Source organism: Streptomyces sp. NPDC060000 (assembly GCF_042737375.1).
Taxonomy (GTDB): Bacteria; Actinomycetota; Actinomycetes; order Streptomycetales; family Streptomycetaceae; genus Streptomyces.
Genome location: NZ_JBHWUU010000015.1, coordinates 17,305 through 32,075 on the forward strand (window position 1 = coordinate 17,305; position 14,771 = coordinate 32,075).

General features: G+C 68.4%; 10 protein-coding genes and 2 pseudogenes. 5 read left to right on the forward strand and 7 right to left on the reverse strand.

The features are described 5' to 3' along the window. Positions 1 to 93: 93 nt before the first annotated feature. From ACFWBB_RS10730 to ACFWBB_RS10750, 5 genes are read right to left on the reverse strand one after another with little or no spacing between them, the layout of a single operon-like run. The gene (locus tag ACFWBB_RS10730) at positions 94 to 543 is read right to left on the reverse strand and encodes a hypothetical protein (RefSeq protein WP_385269305.1); all 450 of its coding nucleotides are present in this window, start codon (positions 541 to 543) and stop codon (positions 94 to 96) included. A 10-nt stretch (positions 544 to 553) separates the two neighbouring features. Next, entirely contained in the window at positions 554 to 1,621 is a 1,068-nt protein-coding gene (locus ACFWBB_RS10735; RefSeq protein WP_385269307.1) for a hypothetical protein, read from the reverse strand. Beyond that, a complete protein-coding gene (locus tag ACFWBB_RS10740) occupies positions 1,618 to 3,606 on the reverse strand; it encodes a hypothetical protein (RefSeq protein ID WP_385269309.1) in 1,989 nt (662 codons plus the stop codon). Before ACFWBB_RS10740 ends, ACFWBB_RS10735 begins: the two co-directional genes overlap by 4 nt. Further along, on the reverse strand, positions 3,603 to 4,340 hold the full coding sequence (locus ACFWBB_RS10745; protein WP_385269311.1) for a toll/interleukin-1 receptor domain-containing protein: 738 nt from the start codon (positions 4,338 to 4,340) through the stop codon (positions 3,603 to 3,605). Before ACFWBB_RS10745 ends, ACFWBB_RS10740 begins: the two co-directional genes overlap by 4 nt. Beyond that, positions 4,337 to 5,656, reverse strand: coding sequence for a helix-turn-helix domain-containing protein (locus tag ACFWBB_RS10750; protein ID WP_385269313.1), 1,320 nt, complete (start codon positions 5,654 to 5,656; stop codon positions 4,337 to 4,339). The genes ACFWBB_RS10745 and ACFWBB_RS10750 overlap by 4 nt, the downstream gene beginning before the upstream one ends. 769 nt (positions 5,657 to 6,425) lie before the next feature. On the opposite strand from ACFWBB_RS10750, the gene ACFWBB_RS10755 reads away from it, so the two are divergent. Next, on the forward strand, positions 6,426 to 7,349 hold the full coding sequence (locus ACFWBB_RS10755) for a hypothetical protein (RefSeq protein ID WP_385269315.1): 924 nt from the start codon (positions 6,426 to 6,428) through the stop codon (positions 7,347 to 7,349). Next, the gene (locus ACFWBB_RS10760) at positions 7,346 to 9,703 is read left to right on the forward strand and encodes a UvrD-helicase domain-containing protein (RefSeq protein WP_385269317.1); all 2,358 of its coding nucleotides are present in this window, start codon (positions 7,346 to 7,348) and stop codon (positions 9,701 to 9,703) included. Before ACFWBB_RS10755 ends, ACFWBB_RS10760 begins: the two co-directional genes overlap by 4 nt. Before the next feature lie 65 nt (positions 9,704 to 9,768). Here the strand turns inward: ACFWBB_RS10760 and ACFWBB_RS10765 are convergent, their stop codons facing one another. Next, positions 9,769 to 9,966 carry a DUF397 domain-containing protein gene (locus tag ACFWBB_RS10765; RefSeq protein WP_385269319.1) on the reverse strand — a complete coding sequence of 66 codons (198 nt, stop codon included), beginning with the start codon at positions 9,964 to 9,966 and terminating at the stop codon, positions 9,769 to 9,771. Then, positions 9,963 to 10,795, reverse strand: a pseudogene (locus ACFWBB_RS10770) (helix-turn-helix domain-containing protein). Before ACFWBB_RS10770 ends, ACFWBB_RS10765 begins: the two are co-directional and overlap by 4 nt. A 180-nt stretch (positions 10,796 to 10,975) precedes the next feature. Between ACFWBB_RS10770 and ACFWBB_RS10775 the strand changes: the two are divergent. The 3 genes and pseudogenes from ACFWBB_RS10775 (at position 10,976) to ACFWBB_RS10785 (ending at position 14,254) form a co-directional block, all read left to right on the forward strand. Continuing rightward, a complete protein-coding gene (locus ACFWBB_RS10775) occupies positions 10,976 to 11,485 on the forward strand; it encodes an ATP-binding protein (RefSeq protein ID WP_385269321.1) in 510 nt (169 codons plus the stop codon). 4 nt (positions 11,486 to 11,489) lie between these two features. Next, positions 11,490 to 13,013: a TIGR02677 family protein gene (locus tag ACFWBB_RS10780; protein ID WP_385269323.1), complete on the forward strand. Its 1,524-nt coding sequence runs from the start codon at positions 11,490 to 11,492 to the stop codon at positions 13,011 to 13,013. 350 nt (positions 13,014 to 13,363) lie between these two features. Beyond that, positions 13,364 to 14,254: pseudogene (locus tag ACFWBB_RS10785) on the forward strand (CHAT domain-containing protein). Positions 14,255 to 14,771: the final 517 nt, after the last annotated feature.

Below are 14,771 nucleotides of genomic sequence, written 5' to 3' on the forward strand. Positions count from 1 at the left end.
ACGCGGCGCGGCTGCCTCGGGGCAGCCAACTCGAGCCGGGGCAGGAACGGGTGACCGCGCACAGGAGCGCGCCGGGCCCTCCTTGCGGTGGCGTCATTGGCGATCCGCGCGATCGACGTGATCCACGTGGAAGGTCAGCCCAGCAACGGTGCCCGACTGGACAACGGGACCGTGCTGGACTCCTCCGCTGATGCGGTTGTCCACCGTGCGCCAGTTGTCTGCCGTGGACGCCGAGAGCTGCAGTAACGAGGTCAGCAGAGCGCGCAGGGCCGCGTCGCTGCCGTCGTCGGCGTCCGCGAGTCGGCGCAGACGGTCACCGTATCGTCGGCTGATCTCGCGGGCGGTCCGTTCACGCTCCGTGGCGTCGGCGGCGAGGAGCCGGGTCCTCGTGTCCTGCAGGTCGTCGAACGTGTCGGGGTCCGCGCCTGTGCGGGTCAGGAACCGCCCGACGAGTTCCCGGGCGTGTGTCCAGGAGTCGGTGACCATGAGGGAGACCAATGTGGTGGCGCCCGACGCCGCGAGTACGGCCAGTTCGCTGTCCATGTGTCTTCTCCTAGGCGAGGGGTGAGCCGGAGGTGTGTGCCTCGTCGTCGTCCGGAGCGAGGGACGCCGGCGGATCGAAGCGGTGCTGGATCTCCTCGGCGGTCTCATGGCGGTTCTGCTCCTTGATGAGGCCGGCGATCTGTGCGGCGAGCATCGGGCGGCGTACATCTCCGTCGGTGAAACCGATGCTGTCGAGGAAGGCGGAGAGATGCATCGTGGCCGTCTCCCGTTCCTGCGGCGCTGAGGGAGACTCCTCCCCGGGAAAGGCCGACGTCGTCGGCTCGCCGGCCTGCTGAGAGATCAGATCCTGAAGCCGTTCGGGAATGTCGGTGTCATTGGCCGCCGAGGTGAGCTGAGCGAGCAGGGCCAGGTCGTTCACCGTACGTTCCACGTGCTCGTCGTTCCTGGCGAGCCACCAGACCACGGCGCTGCCGGTGTCCTTGAGGACGTCCTCGCCCAAGTACCGGCGCCTGCTCTGCTCGTACTTGCGCTGGTGCACCCAGACCTCCTCGTCCTTGCGTACATCGGCGAGCTTGTCGAGGCGCTCTTGGTCCTGCTGCGCCAGGACGAGCTGGATGTTCTCCGCCATCGCCTGGAGGTGCCCGGTGGGCTCAGGCAGCATCCGGCTGAGGGTGCCGCACAGTTCCTGCTCGACGAGTGAGGCCCGGACCGGTTCTCGTTGCTCGGTGATGGCGCGGGCCCGCTTCAAGACCGCGTCGACGGCGAGACCCGCCGGGTTGAGAACGGGGGCATTCGCGGAAGCGTCGACGAGGTACCAGCGCACCGTCGAGGAGAAGACGAAGTCGTAGTCGGCCCACTTGCTGGGCAGCACAACCTGGCTGACGCGGTGTTCCGTGCGTTCCACGGGGGCGGCCGTGAACTGCTCCTCGAAAGCCACCGGTACCGTGCCGCGGCGCATCGCGGTGATCCGGAAGACGGCTGCGGGGACGACGAGCAGCAGTACTGCCAGCAGTGACCATGCCCATGCGGGCCACCGCTGCGTCAGACCGATGATGCTCAGCAGGAGACTGCTCAGAACGGTGAGGAAGACGGTCGTGGTCTTCTGTGCGGTGGTCATGGTCGAGTCCCCCTGGGTGAGGTCGTCGGCGGTGTGGCCGGAGCGACGCCTTGAGCCGTGCTGATCTTGTGGAGCAGTAGATCGCTGGTCTCCGCGGCCCGCGCCGCATCCCCCGGACTGGTGCGTTCGGCGTCGCGGGCGCACGCGTACAGCAGAGCGAAGACCTCGCCCCGCTTCTCCGTGCACTGCTGTGCCGCGCTGACGAGGAGGTCTAGCAGGAGCCCGCCGTGCGGTCCGGTGTCGGCGGCCGCCCAGTGGAGCCAGCGTCGCGCTTCGGCCTGCCACTTCGGAGGCGGCAGCTCGGTCAGTACCGCGTGCCAACAGGTTGTCAGGGAGCGCTGCGCGCTCTGTTCGTCGACGAGCGTGTGCGAGGTGCCGGTGCGCTGCGTCAACAGTTCGGGATCGCTGGCCTGGAGAAAGATCTCGAGGTTGGCGGGTGAGAAGTCGGAATGGGCGAGACGGTCGAGCAGCACGCGGTGCAGCCTGCGGCTGCGCGCCACCAGCTCGCACAGCGCCTGTCGGGCACGCGTCGTGCCGCGCTCACGCCGGGCCAGGTGGTAGAGCCTGACCAGAGCTTGATCGGGATGACTGGTCGCGAGGACGTCGGCACAGACGCGGACCAGCACCTGCGCGAGCTCCCCCTTGAGACGCCGTTTGGCGCACCACTGGTAGATCTGCTCGCGGAAGTCCCTGGCGAGCACCGGGTCCGCCAGCCCGCGGGTGAGCGCATGAACGGCCGCTTCCAGGCGAGGGCGGCTCGTTCCACCGGTGCTCCAGCCTTCGATGAGAGCCCCCAGTCCGTCCGCACGTCCGGTCCGCAGATATTCACCGGCCACTCGTTCCACCAGACCATCGCGTACGACGGGGACGACGTGCGGGTCGTTCAGCTCCACCACACTCGCCGCCCAAGTGCCGAGGTGGGGGCGGAGATCGGGCATGTGGTCCCAAAAATGGGCACGAACGGCGGAGTCGAAGTCCAGTCTCTCGAACCGGACCTGTCCGTTGGGGGTGGCAGTGGCCGAGATCTCGAGGAGTCGCTCGGCGAGGTCCCGGTGCTGCAGCGGCGAGTCGCCCTCCGACGGAGGCCCGAGGGCGCTCAGCAGTCGCCCGGCCGCGCGGTGAACGACATCGGCATGCGCCCCGTGCAGCATGGACACCGCGATCAGCAGGGCTCGTTGCGGCGCCTCCCGCAGCTTGGTGACGAGCGCGGCTGCTTCCCGTCGGCCGTCGTTTCGCGCCCGCCCGGCCGCCTCGCACCACTGACCGAATCCGTCCCCGGGCTGACCGGCCTCGCGTGCTCGGCGCACCAGGTCGGCGAATTCCGCGATCTCCCGCATCGGCCTGTTCGCCGTCAGAAACCCGGTGACGGTGCCGTTCGGCCGGAGATATTGCTCAGGCGGCACACCGTGCAGGCGCAGATGCCGCCGGAGAACGCCGATACCGGGTGGCCGTTCGAGTACCACGCGACAGTACTGCAGGTCCGGGTCGAGAACACCACGGTGTGGCATGACCACGACCAAATGAGCCCGCTGCTCGTGCACGGCCTTGCGCAGCGCCGGGAGGTCGGCCTGGGCCGCTGCCCAGCGGCGGTCGTCCGCGGCGGCCAGGTCCAGCAGCAACTGATCACCGGTCCCGACCAGAGCGGGGTCCTGGAGGGAGAGCTCCTCCTCCTCACCGGGCAGGAGTTCGTGGAAGACACCACTGTCCCGGTGATGTTCGTGCAGCAGTACGCGGGCCGCAGCCGACCGGCCGCTGCCCGGGGCACCCTCCAGGATGACGGTGCCGGTGTCGGCGAGTACGGCACGAGCCTCGCCCATACGCGGCGGGGCGACCAGTACGTAGCGCAGTCGGCGGAGTTGGTCCTCGGCGATTCGGCGGAAGGCCGGCTTGTCCGAGTCCTGCAGTTGCGTTCCGATGTAGACGTCGCCAGGGCCCGTGACCGTGACGCCCGAGTCCCGGACCCAGGTGCCGGTGTGCTGGTTCACCGGTCCTTGTCCTCGTGACCGTCCCGTTCGCCGAACCGGTGCTGGACGGCACCGTGGTGGTCACCCTCGGAGTACGTCATCCCGTCACCGCCCGAGACATGACGTGAATGCGAGTAGATGTTGCCGTTCCCTGTGTGGACAGGAGCGTGGGCCCCCTTGACGACCGTGCCGACGTCACCGGTGAAGTCACGGCTCTGTACGGCTGTGCCGCTCACGGTCCCGATGGAATTGGTCACGCTGCCCGGCGCGAGCGTCCCCGCCTCGGTCCCGGACTGGTCGTCAAGGCCGGGAATCAGGTCGGCCATCAGATCACCGATGCGCGCGACGCACATCTCGGTGTCACCAGAGTCGAACGCGATGGACTGGAGATCGGCGAGCCGTCGCAACGCGGGCGGGAGATCGGCCTTGCTCAGCCGGCTGGTTTTGCGTCCGTCCAGAACGGGGACCACCGGGACCTCACACGTGAAAGCCTCCTCGATCTCCTTGCGCACCCAGTCCTCGGGGTCCTCCAGCCGGGTACGGAAGTTCGTCCAGTCCGGTCCGATGATGGCCAGGAGTACGGAGCTGCGCCGTACCGCGGCCAGTAGCCGTTCGGGCCAGCTTTCACCGGGGACGATGGACTGTGACGCGTGGAACGCGTGTCCCGGGCCGAAGCGGTGCGACAGCCCTTGACGTAGTAGGGCCGCGGTTTTCTCCCCGTCCCCGGTGCGGTAATTGATGAAAATCTCGCTCATGACGATGACTCCTCAAGAGGGGTGGTCGGGCGTGACAAGGTGCCGAGCCGCGGTGCCAGCCGGCGTACCGGTGGATGGTCCGGGTAGCGGCCCAACACCCGGACGAGCCGTCGGAGATCGGTCGTGACGGTCGCCGAGCGCACCGCCGTCACGCCGTCGAGCAATGGCTCCGTCAGCGCGCAGGCGTGGTCGATCTCGCCGGCGGAGGCATGGGCGAGCGCGCGGCGTACGCCGTACCGGACCTGCGTACGCACCGCGTCGGGGCCGACCAGAGTGAGCTGCCGATCCAGTTCCTCGCCCGCCTCGCGCGGTCGCCCGAGATCGACGAGGCACCAGCCGGTGACCATGCCGACCGAATCGGGAAGGTGCATAGAACCGATCACCGGGCCGTCGGCGCCGTCGGCGCCGTCGTTCCGGTGGGCGAGCAGAGTACGAGCCCGGTCCAGGGCACGTAGACAGGCGCCGACATCACCGGCGAGGGCATGACCCTGCGCTTCGCGCTGTGCGGCGAGACCGCGGATCCGTGATGGCAGCATGCCGCTCTGCGCCCGGCGGGCCAGCGCGATCGTCTGCTCGGCGTCCTCCCGGTACAGCGTGACCAACGCCCTGCGCACCAGCGCATAACCGGCCAGTGCCTGATCACCGCCGGCGGCGGCCAGGTCGACCGCACGCTGTGTCCACCACAGCGCCGCACGCTCGTCCCCGGTCTCCTGCACCAGCCAGCCCACGTACTCGGCGTACCGGGAACCGAGCGCCAGCAGGCGGTGCCTGGTGCCGCTGCCGCTCTGCGCCGCCAGCTCCCGCAACGTGTGTGTCTGCGCGATCAGAACGGGCAGGAGCAGGCCGGGTTCCACGGACTGACCGAGTCTGCGGTAGTGCGTGAACAGGGAGCGTGAGGCTTCCAGCATGCCGGCGCCGGCGGCCGGGGAAGCCGGACCCGATCCGTCCGACCTCCAGGTCATCAGCGAGGCGACACCGGCATTCATCACCTCACGCCGGCCCACGGGCCCGAACGAGTTCGGGCCGTCCGGTGACAACTGCATCATCCAGTTCTCCTCCTCGACCCGGCCTGGCACCGACACGGCAGGTGAGTCGACAGCGGTAGGGGTGCTCAGGGCGATCAGTGCCCCGTCGGCACCGAGTGCGGCGTCGCACAGCCGCGCGAGATCACGGCTGGGTGCCTTGATGCCCCGCTCGACCTTGCTGAGCTGCGCCTTGCTGTAGTGCACGAGACCGGACAGGTCTGTAAGGCTCAGTCCGGCCTCCAGACGCTGCTTCCTCAGTTCCTCGCCGAACGGGGTGGACGGTTGTGGCACGGGAACCTCCCAAACCCGGTCGTCCGGGCTGAGGCGGTGCTGCACGGAAGAGTGCGGCACCAACTCCCGGACGGACAAGGCGATCGAAGCTGTTTCCCGTTTCCTTCTCCGACGGCGGGGCGCGGCAAGCTCATGCGGGGCAGTTGAGTTCCCCAAGGGCCGGTGCTCGTGTTTCCGGCGGCGAATACGCGATGAGCGGCCCCGGCGCACACCCCTGATCGAGGGCGTCGTCTTCCGGACGCCTCCCGGGCCGTCTGCCACACAGGAGCTGTTCGCCGAAGTGCACCGCCGATGTGGAACTGACGTACGGGCGTTCTTCGAGGCCGACTCGACCACCCATCGGGTAAGCCCTTTTCCGTCGTTCGACGCTCCGGAGACCGGCGAGACCGTACGGGTCGTGGACCTCGACCCGTACATCACGGAAGGGAGCAGTCCGACGGCCCGCGAGGGCCGTCACCCATCGCGCCCCCGACGACTCGCCGCAGCGGCCCTGTCCGCTGTCCTGTCGGCGCTCGGTCTGGCGCTGGTCGAAAAGCTGGAACCTTACTTGGAAGTCGGACAGGGTCCTGTACCTCCTGAGCCGGCTCATGGTGGCGGAACGGGACATCCCGCGCCAAGCCGGTCCCGGCGACTGGCGCGAGCCGCCGGAGCGATCGTGCTGACCGTCCTGGTCGTCCTGGTCATCAGGAAGCTCAAGTGACGCACGAAGGGCGGCACACGGCGGACGGCCTCCGCCTGCTCGTGCATCTCCTGATGACCGACCTGCGGAGTGTCGATCCCGCCGCGGTACGTCAGCCCCACCCAGGCCCGCGCCACCCTGCGCAGCGCCCTGGGCTCCCTCGCCACGGGCGGGAACCCGGCGGCCGACGTCGAACCCCTCACCGGGAACGGCGAGATCCTCGTCCTGTCCGCCACCGACGAACACGGCCTGCCGCTGCTCTACACCGTCGACCCGTCCGGCGGACCCGACGGCACCGCCGGGGTCGGCTGGGGCGCCCTCGCCGTACTCGACGACCTGGACGGCGACCAGCTCGGGACGGCCGCACACAAACTCCGGTGGCGCTCCTGGCTCTACTGGTCCAACCTCCTCCAGTTCCTCGCCTTCACCGGCGGCGACGGCGTACAACTTGCCCGCAGTCTGGCCGCCGACTTCGCCGTGGAGGCACTGCGGGTCGGAGGCGGCCCCGGGGAACTGGAGACGCTCATCGCGCGGCTGCACCCCGAGACGGCCACGACGGGCCCGTCGGCGGACGCTGCGACGGCCGCGGCGGAGAACGCCGGGCCGGCAGCGGCGCCGGACCGGGCCTCGACCTCCTCCTCGCTGGAGCAGGCGGTCGAAGGGATGCTCCGGGACGCGGCCTGGGACGAGGACATCCTCGAACTCCTCGAAGAGGACGAGCCCGACTCCGACCTCACCCGGCTGGCCAAGGCGCTCGCCGCGCGGGGCAAGAAAGCCCCGGTCTTCGGCTATGAGCTGGGCGATCGCGGCTGGCAGGCCGACTTCGCCTGGCCCGGTGCCGCCAAGGTGGCGGTGTTCGTCGACTCCGACGCCCACGACAGCGAGGAACGCAAGAAGCGGGACGACGCCTACACCGGCGACGGCTGGACCGTGCGCACGGCAGCCGACTGGCTCGACCACCTCGACACCCTGCTCACCCTGCTCCCGGACACGGAAGGCGCCACCCACCGATGACCGCACGGCTCAGCCTGTACGAGAAGGCCGAACAGGAGCTGTACAAGCTCGACCGCTCGGTCAAGGGCAAGTTCTACGACTTCTGCCACCGCTTCCGGCAGAACCCCGACCACCCCGGTCTCGACCTCAAGCCGCTCAAGGGCGACGGCCGCGTCTACCGCGCCAAGATCGACCAGTCCTACCGCGCGCTGCTCGCCAAGATCGGCATCGACGGTGCGGGCCGCGAGAAGTGGCTGGTCGTCGCCGTCCGCCACCGCAGGCACGTGTACGAAGAACTCTCCGTCGCGATCAACCGCATCACCGGAGAGATCGAGTTCGTCGACCTCTCCGTGGTGGGCCAGAGCGTTCTGCAACGGGCCGGGATGACGCTCACCCCGGCCGAGCAGCCAGAAGCCGCGGACGAGCCGGATATCTCCGCCCCCATACCGGCCACCGCCGAACCGGCTACCTCCGAACCCGCGGACGACACCACGACCGCCGTTCCCCCGGCCGAGCCGCTCCTCACCGACGTCACCGCCGAAGACCTCCGTGACCTCGGCGTCGCCGAACAGCTCATCGGCCTCGCCCTCGCGGTCACCGAGAGCACCGAACTCGACGCTCTCGTCTCCGGCGCCCCCCTGCTCACCAAGGACATCCTGTACGGCCTCGCCGCAGGCCTGTCCATCGCGGACGTGCGCAAGGAGATCACCGCTCCCGTCGACGTCAAACTTGACGAAGACGAGCGGCAAGACCTACACGCGGCGCTCGCCCGCACCACGGTCACCACCATCGACGACGCCCTCAAGGACATCATCGAAGAGGGCGACTTCCGCGCCTGGAAGGTCTTCCTCCACCCCGCCCAGGCCAAGCTCGTCGACCGCCGCTGCAGCGGCCCGTTCAGGGTGTCGGGCGGCCCCGGCACCGGCAAGACCATCGTCGCCCTGCACCGCGTCAAGCACCTCGCCGAACAGCTGCCCCCCGGCCACAACAAGCCGATCCTGCTCACCACTTTCACCAAGAACCTCACCACCGACCTGCGGGCCCGCCTGGCGTTCCTGCTCGAACCCGAGCAATTGGCCCGCATCGACATCACGCACATCGACCAGCTCGCCGCCCGCGTCCTCAACGAGAACACCGTCGCCGGTGCCGGAAAGCAGCGCATCTACGACAGCGTCGCGCTGGGCACGCTCCGCCAGGTTCTCCTGCAACTCGACGAGAAGCGGTGGGACGCGGAGTTCCTCTACGAGGAATGGGAGCAGGTGATCCTCGGCCAGTCCCTCGGCACCCGCAAGGCGTACTTCGACGCGCGGCGAGCCGGGCGGGGGCGGTCCGTCAGCCGTCCCGACCGGGCGCAGATCTGGAAGATCCTGGAGCAGTTCACCACCCGTCTCGACAAGGAAGGGCGCGAGACCTGGGGTCAGGCCGCCGAGCGCGCCGCCCGCTTCGAGATGCAGCGTGCCGCCAAGATCGAGCAACGTCAGGAGTACAAGGACGAGATCGGAGGCAAGGACCTCATCCACCGCGACGACAGCTCCGGCATGTACTACCTGGGCCACCGCTACAAGCACGTCGTCGTCGACGAGGCGCAGGACCTCAGGCCCGCCCACTGGAAGATGCTCCGCGCCATGGTCGCGCCGGGCGAGGACGACATGTTCATCGCCGGCGACACCCACCAGCGCATCTACGACCAGCAGGTCACTCTGGGCACGGTCGGCGTCAACATCCGCGGTCGCGCGGCCCGCCTCACCCTCAGCTACCGGACCACCCGCGAGATCCTGAACCGGGCCATGGAAGTGGTGAACCCCAAGAGCGACCAGATCACCTTCGACGACCTCGACGACGGCGCCGACACCCTCGACGGCTACCGCTCGGTCCTGCGTGGTCCGGCCCCCGAACTCGTCCGCTGCGAGAGCTGGGACGACGAACTCGCCAGGCTCGCCACCACTTTGCGGGCCTGGCGCGAGGAACTCGCCACCGGTGGAGCCGACGGCAAGGTCCGCGACCCCCGCGGCAACATCGCCGTGTGCGTCGCCGACCGCGAAGCCGTCAACCAGGTCATGTACTACCTGGCGACCGAGGCCGGGCTGACCGTCGCCGAACTCACCAAGGAGGGCGTCAAGGGAGACGGCGACATCCACGTCGGCACCATGCACCGCTTCAAGGGTCTCGAATACCAGAGGCTCGCCATCGTCGGCGCCCGCGACGGCGTCCTTCCTCGCGCCTCCGTCGTCCAGCGCTACCGCGACACGGACCCCCGGCGCCTCGCCCGCGAGGAACTCAAGGCCCGATCACTGCTGTTCGTCGCGGCCACCCGCGCCCGCGACACTCTGCGGATCAGCTGGTACGGCAAGCCGAGCCCGTACTTGCCCAAGTAAGGGTGGTGTGTGTGAGCCCTGACGTCCTTGATCGGGCGGCAGGGCTCAGGCATGACGTACGACGGTCACGCCTCCCCGATGAAGCCCGCCCACGCCTCACGGGACACACGGATGACGGGTCCGGCCACGGCTTTGGAGTCACGGATGTGCACAGCTTCCGTGCCCGCAGCTATCTCGACGCACTGACCGCCTTCGGTTCCGCTGTAGCTGCTCTTGAACCAAGCGAGGTCGGACGCGATGGTTGAGGACTCAGCGTTGCTCATAGCGATCCCAACAACCCTTCGATCAACTTCAGCGACTCTCGCGGAGTGAGAGCCTGCGATCGGATGATCCCATAACGGGCGGCGGCGAGAACCGTCTGCTCCGAGTCGGTCTCGAGGGTGCTGGTCGCATGTGCCTCGGAGTACACAAACTTCTTGCTGTCCTTATGCGTGAGGACCGTGAACGGTCCATTCACACCCGCGTTGTCCTCGCAATCGACCGGCATGACTTGAATCTCCACGTGCCGCTTGTCGCCGATCAGCAGAAGATGCTCCAACTGACCCCGTAGTACGCCCTTGCCGCCGTAGCGATGTCGCAACACCGCCTCGTCCATCACGAAGCTCAGCAAGGGTGCGGGCCGACGGCCGAAGATCTCCTGCCGGGCCAGTCGGGCGGTCACCCGCTGCTCGATCGTTTCCTGGTCGAGGGGAGGGCACCGCATGGCGAGCAGGGCCCTCATGTACTCCTCGGTCTGCAGCAGACCGTTGACGACATGGGTGTCGTACATCAGCAGCTCCAAGCCCCCTTCTCCAGCGTCGCCATCCCCTGGAAGAACACCGGATACTGAGCCCGTTCCACCTGCTCCTTCCACACCGTCAGCAACCCGCCCGCGTCCAGAACCTCGTCCGCGCGCTCGATGGTCCTGGGCGACGGAATCCGCCGACCCTGCTCGTACGATGCGACCGTGGACGCCGAGTATCCGATCCGCCGTCCGAATTCCTCGCGTTCCAGGCCCGCCCGCACCCGCAACGTCTTCATCGTCTGCCCGAACGCGATGACCACGGCCTGGCCGGACGTGTCCGCCGTCGCCCGTCCCGCGTCGCCTGCCATCACGGGTTCGGACCCCTCGTCCGTGCCCTCGGTCACCGCTACCGCCTCTCTGGCTCAACGCCGTCCCGGCGGCCTCGTCACGCCGCGCACCTCGTACGCGTTCCGACACGATGCGTACAACGGGCCATGTCGGTGCGTCACGGCTGGTCACGCTACGCCACCGGCGGGACCGTTGCAGGCATGACGAGCAAGCCCAGCAGCCCCAGCCGTACCACCCAACCCACCCGTCCCGCCGACTACTTGACCGCCCCGCACGACCTGCTCGACCACACCTTCGAGATGTGCTTCACCTCCACGCCCCGCGGCGCCCGCCTCGCCCGGAGACTGGCCGCGCACCGACTGGACGCGTGGGGGATCCCGTACGCCACCTACGCGCACGACGTCATCGTGCTGGTCGTCGCCGAGCTGACCACCAACGCCGTACGGCACGGCCACGTCCCCAGCCGGGACTTCCATTTGCTCCTCCACGTGAGCGCACCCGCCCGCACGGTCAGGATCGAGGTCACCGACACCCGTACCGAACGCACGCCGCCCGAACCGGAAGTGCTGCCCGCCCCCGGCTCCGAGGACTGCGGCGGCCGAGGGCTGCTCCTGGTCGCGGCGCTCGCCACCCGCTGGGGCTGGCACTTCCGGCCGGGAGGCCCGGGCAAGACCGTCTGGGCGGAGTGCGTGTTCACAACTCACACGTGAGCCCGTGACCACGGTGGAAGAATGCGGCGAGATGACCTCCAGCGACTACACCCCGTTCGCTCACCTCACCGCCCCCAACTCCCCCCTCTACCGGCAGGTCATGCGGGCCTTCCTCGCCGCCAAGGAGCGGTTCGCGGTGCATCTGCGGCCGGAGGACGTGTACGCGGCGCTGGACGCGGGGAGCCGACCCGGTGACCTCGAAGCAGTGACGCAGGCGCTGGACAAGCTCGTGGAATGGGGCAACCTGCGGGCCGACCCCGACCACGCGCGGGTGACCGCGGTCGAGGACTTCTACCGCAGGCGGTTCATCTACCAGCTCACCCGGGCCGGGGAGGCGGCCGAGGCGGCGCTGGGGACGTACGACGAGGTGCTGGGGCGGCGCGGGGAACTCCAGGCGGTCGCGCTGCACGACATCGTCACGCAACTGCGGGCACTCCTGGTGATCGCCGCGGAGGACGAGCCCGACCCGGCCAAGACGTACGTGGCCCTGTCCGTGCTGACGGCGCGGTTCACCGATCTCGCCGACAACGCCCGTGCCTTCATGGGTTCGCTGCAGCGAACCATCGACCTGCACGACATCGAGGTCGAGGCGTTCCTCGCCTACAAGGACCGGCTGATCCAGTATCTGGAGCGCTTCATCCAGGACCTCATCACCCTCGGCGGGCGGATCGCCCTGCTGATCGGGGAGCTGGAGGAGCAGGAGCGGGTCGGTCCGCTGCTGCGGCACGCCGCCGCCCGCGAGGCCGCCGACGCCGCTCCCGAGGAGGCCGAGCGGGCGGAGGCGGTGGCGTACGAGCGGTGGGCCGCGCGGTGGTCCGGGCTCGCCGAGTGGTTCGTGTCGGGGGAGGGGCGGGAGTCGCAGGCCAGGCTGCTGCGTGGGCGGGCGCTCCACTCGATCCCGCAGCTCCTGGCCGTCGTACGGCAGCTCAACGAGCGGCGGGCCGGACGCTCGGACCGTTCGGCCGACTTCCGTACCCTGGCGCGCTGGACGGCCTCGGAGCGGAAAATCACGGTGACGGCCTCAGGATCTGGTTGGTGTTTCCCACACCTCCCGGCGACCCGGGCCCTCCCATGCGCGCTCCGTACACCTACTCCCTGGCCTCGGTGGAACATGCCTGGGAACTTCTGCATCTTGCGACCGTCGGATATGCCCGCCTCACCGTCGTCCGGCTCGTTGACGACGGTGAACTCAGGGCTGTGGGGAGCATCTGGCTCGCCCTGCCGGAAGAGTTGCGTTCCCGGTGCAAGGAAGCCGCGATCGCGGCACTCCGTCGACTGGTTGGTGACGAGACGGAGAGCATCAAGCAGAAGATGGCCGGCGAAGGTCTCGACCAGATCGCCATGGCGGCCTTCTGGAGTTGTGAAAACGCAAAGGGTGAGGACATCCAGGACGAACTTGCCCTGGTCTCCGACGCCATGGAGTACCGACACTTCATGTCCGCCGCACGCCGTCTCGCCGGTGCGCGTGCACGGCAGGCGTTGCACCTGCTCGACGGGGAAGACACGCGTGGGGCGAACATGGAGCTGAAGGCCGCTGTCGAAGAGCGGCAGCGCACTCTGGAACTCCTCCGGGCATCCGCGCGAGGCAAGGTGAAAGCGGGTTCCAGTGGCGATGCCGACGTATCCTCGCTGGGCGAGCAAACGGCTTTCGTGCACCTGATCAACCGCTATGGGACGCTTCAGCTCGCCGCATGCACGAATCGTGCGGGCCGCGCGCACTTCGATCTCGTTTCGTGTGAGGAGATTCCCCTCGGGCATTTTCCTGAGGTCGTGAGTGAATGGGCACGGCTACCGCAGGATGCTCCCGGACGTATGTGGCATGACTTCCTGGAACAGGCCCTCCTCGAATGCAGTGAAATGGCAGAAGCGATCATCGACATGACCGTGCGTCATGACTTTCGTCGATTGATGCTCAGTCCCGCGACTCCACTGGACCTACTGCCGCTCCATGCCGCTCCGCTACGTGCCCCGCGAACCGTGACACTGAGCGACGTTTTTGATCACGTTGTCTACGCTCCGACAGCTCGTCTCACGGCGGCCATCCAGCAATCCCAGCGGCATTCGGCCGCAGTAGAGGTCCTGGTGGTGGCGCACAGCGGTGATGGTGTGCCGGTATTAGAGTCGATCGACGGGCCGCTCTGCGAGGCTGACTTGATCGCCGGCCTGTACGACCATGCGGAGGTCCTCGAGCAAGAGAAGGCGACCCCCGACCGTGCTCTGCAGGCGATGTCCAGGGCACGAATCGTCCATGTGGCGTCGCACGGACTGACGCATCTCAACCGTTGGGCTGCCGGACTTGTGCTGCAGGGCAGTTCACTCGGATCAGCCACGCTGACCACGAGCAGAATCCTCGCCGAAGGCGCCTTCGGCAGCGTCGACCTGGTCGTCCTGAACGCTTGCAGAACGGGCACGCATGAAGGAACCGGTCGTACCGTGCAGACTCTGCGCAGTCTTTAGTCGGCGTTCCTTGCGCGCGGAGCGAAGGCGGTCGTTTCCACACTGTGGGAGATCACGGACCTGCAAGGCGTCGTCTTTTCTGCCGTACTCCATGCATATCTCGGCGCCGGCGTGGACCCTCACACCGCTTTCACCGACACCACTCGGTACCTCCGGACGCGTCACTGGCAAGTGCCCTCCTGGGGAGGGCCGTTGCTCTCCGCCGAGTCGGGCATCGACTCGGTGCTTCCGGACTGGCGAAGCCACCTGGATCAACAGGTCGCCGAGAACCCGCTGTTCTGGGCTGCTTTCAAGATCACCGGCGCCGTGTGAGCCACGCTCCCAGCTCAGGTCCCGTCGGCTCTCAGCCAGGCACCTCTGCCACAACTCGTACGAGCCTCGCGAAGGGCCTCTCCGGCGAACCGCGGCTTCGGGCGGGAAGCAGGGTCGGGGCCGTGGTCCTTGACGTCCCGGGAGGCGAGACCGTCCGGCTGCGGATCACGCCCAAATGCCCATCGGGCGCCTGTTCGTCCTCCTTGGCCACAGCCTCGACCCGCGGGGCCGGCGGGACGGAGCCGTTGACGTCGCCGGACACGAAGAACTGCTCCCCGCGTTCGCCCACGTAGTGGAGCGGCAGACACAGCGGGCACTACGACAGGGGCTGCTGCAGGGGTACCGGCCCGCAGCAGGTCCGCGGCTGCCTCGCGGGCCAGTTGCGGGTCGTCGGGGCGTTGCAGGCAGGCAAGGCGGTAGGCGAGGTTCCGGGACCAGGGCGGGAGGGCCATCCAGTCCTCGGCGAGGACGTCCCGGAGCATGGAGAGGATCTCGTCGGCCGTCGCGAAGGTGAGTT

Excerpts from the sequence above, each read along its gene's own strand:
- ACFWBB_RS10730 (WP_385269305.1), bottom strand. The coding sequence starts at position 543 with ATGGACAGCGAACTGGCCGTACTCGCGGCGTCGGGCGCCACCACATTG.
- ACFWBB_RS10735 (WP_385269307.1), bottom strand. The coding sequence starts at position 1,621 with ATGACCACCGCACAGAAGACCACGACCGTCTTCCTCACCGTTCTGAGC.
- ACFWBB_RS10745 (WP_385269311.1), bottom strand. The coding sequence starts at position 4,340 with ATGAGCGAGATTTTCATCAATTACCGCACCGGGGACGGGGAGAAAACC.
- ACFWBB_RS10760 (WP_385269317.1), top strand. The coding sequence starts at position 7,346 with ATGACCGCACGGCTCAGCCTGTACGAGAAGGCCGAACAGGAGCTGTAC.
- ACFWBB_RS10765 (WP_385269319.1), bottom strand. The coding sequence starts at position 9,966 with ATGAGCAACGCTGAGTCCTCAACCATCGCGTCCGACCTCGCTTGGTTC.
- ACFWBB_RS10775 (WP_385269321.1), top strand. The coding sequence starts at position 10,976 with ATGACGAGCAAGCCCAGCAGCCCCAGCCGTACCACCCAACCCACCCGT.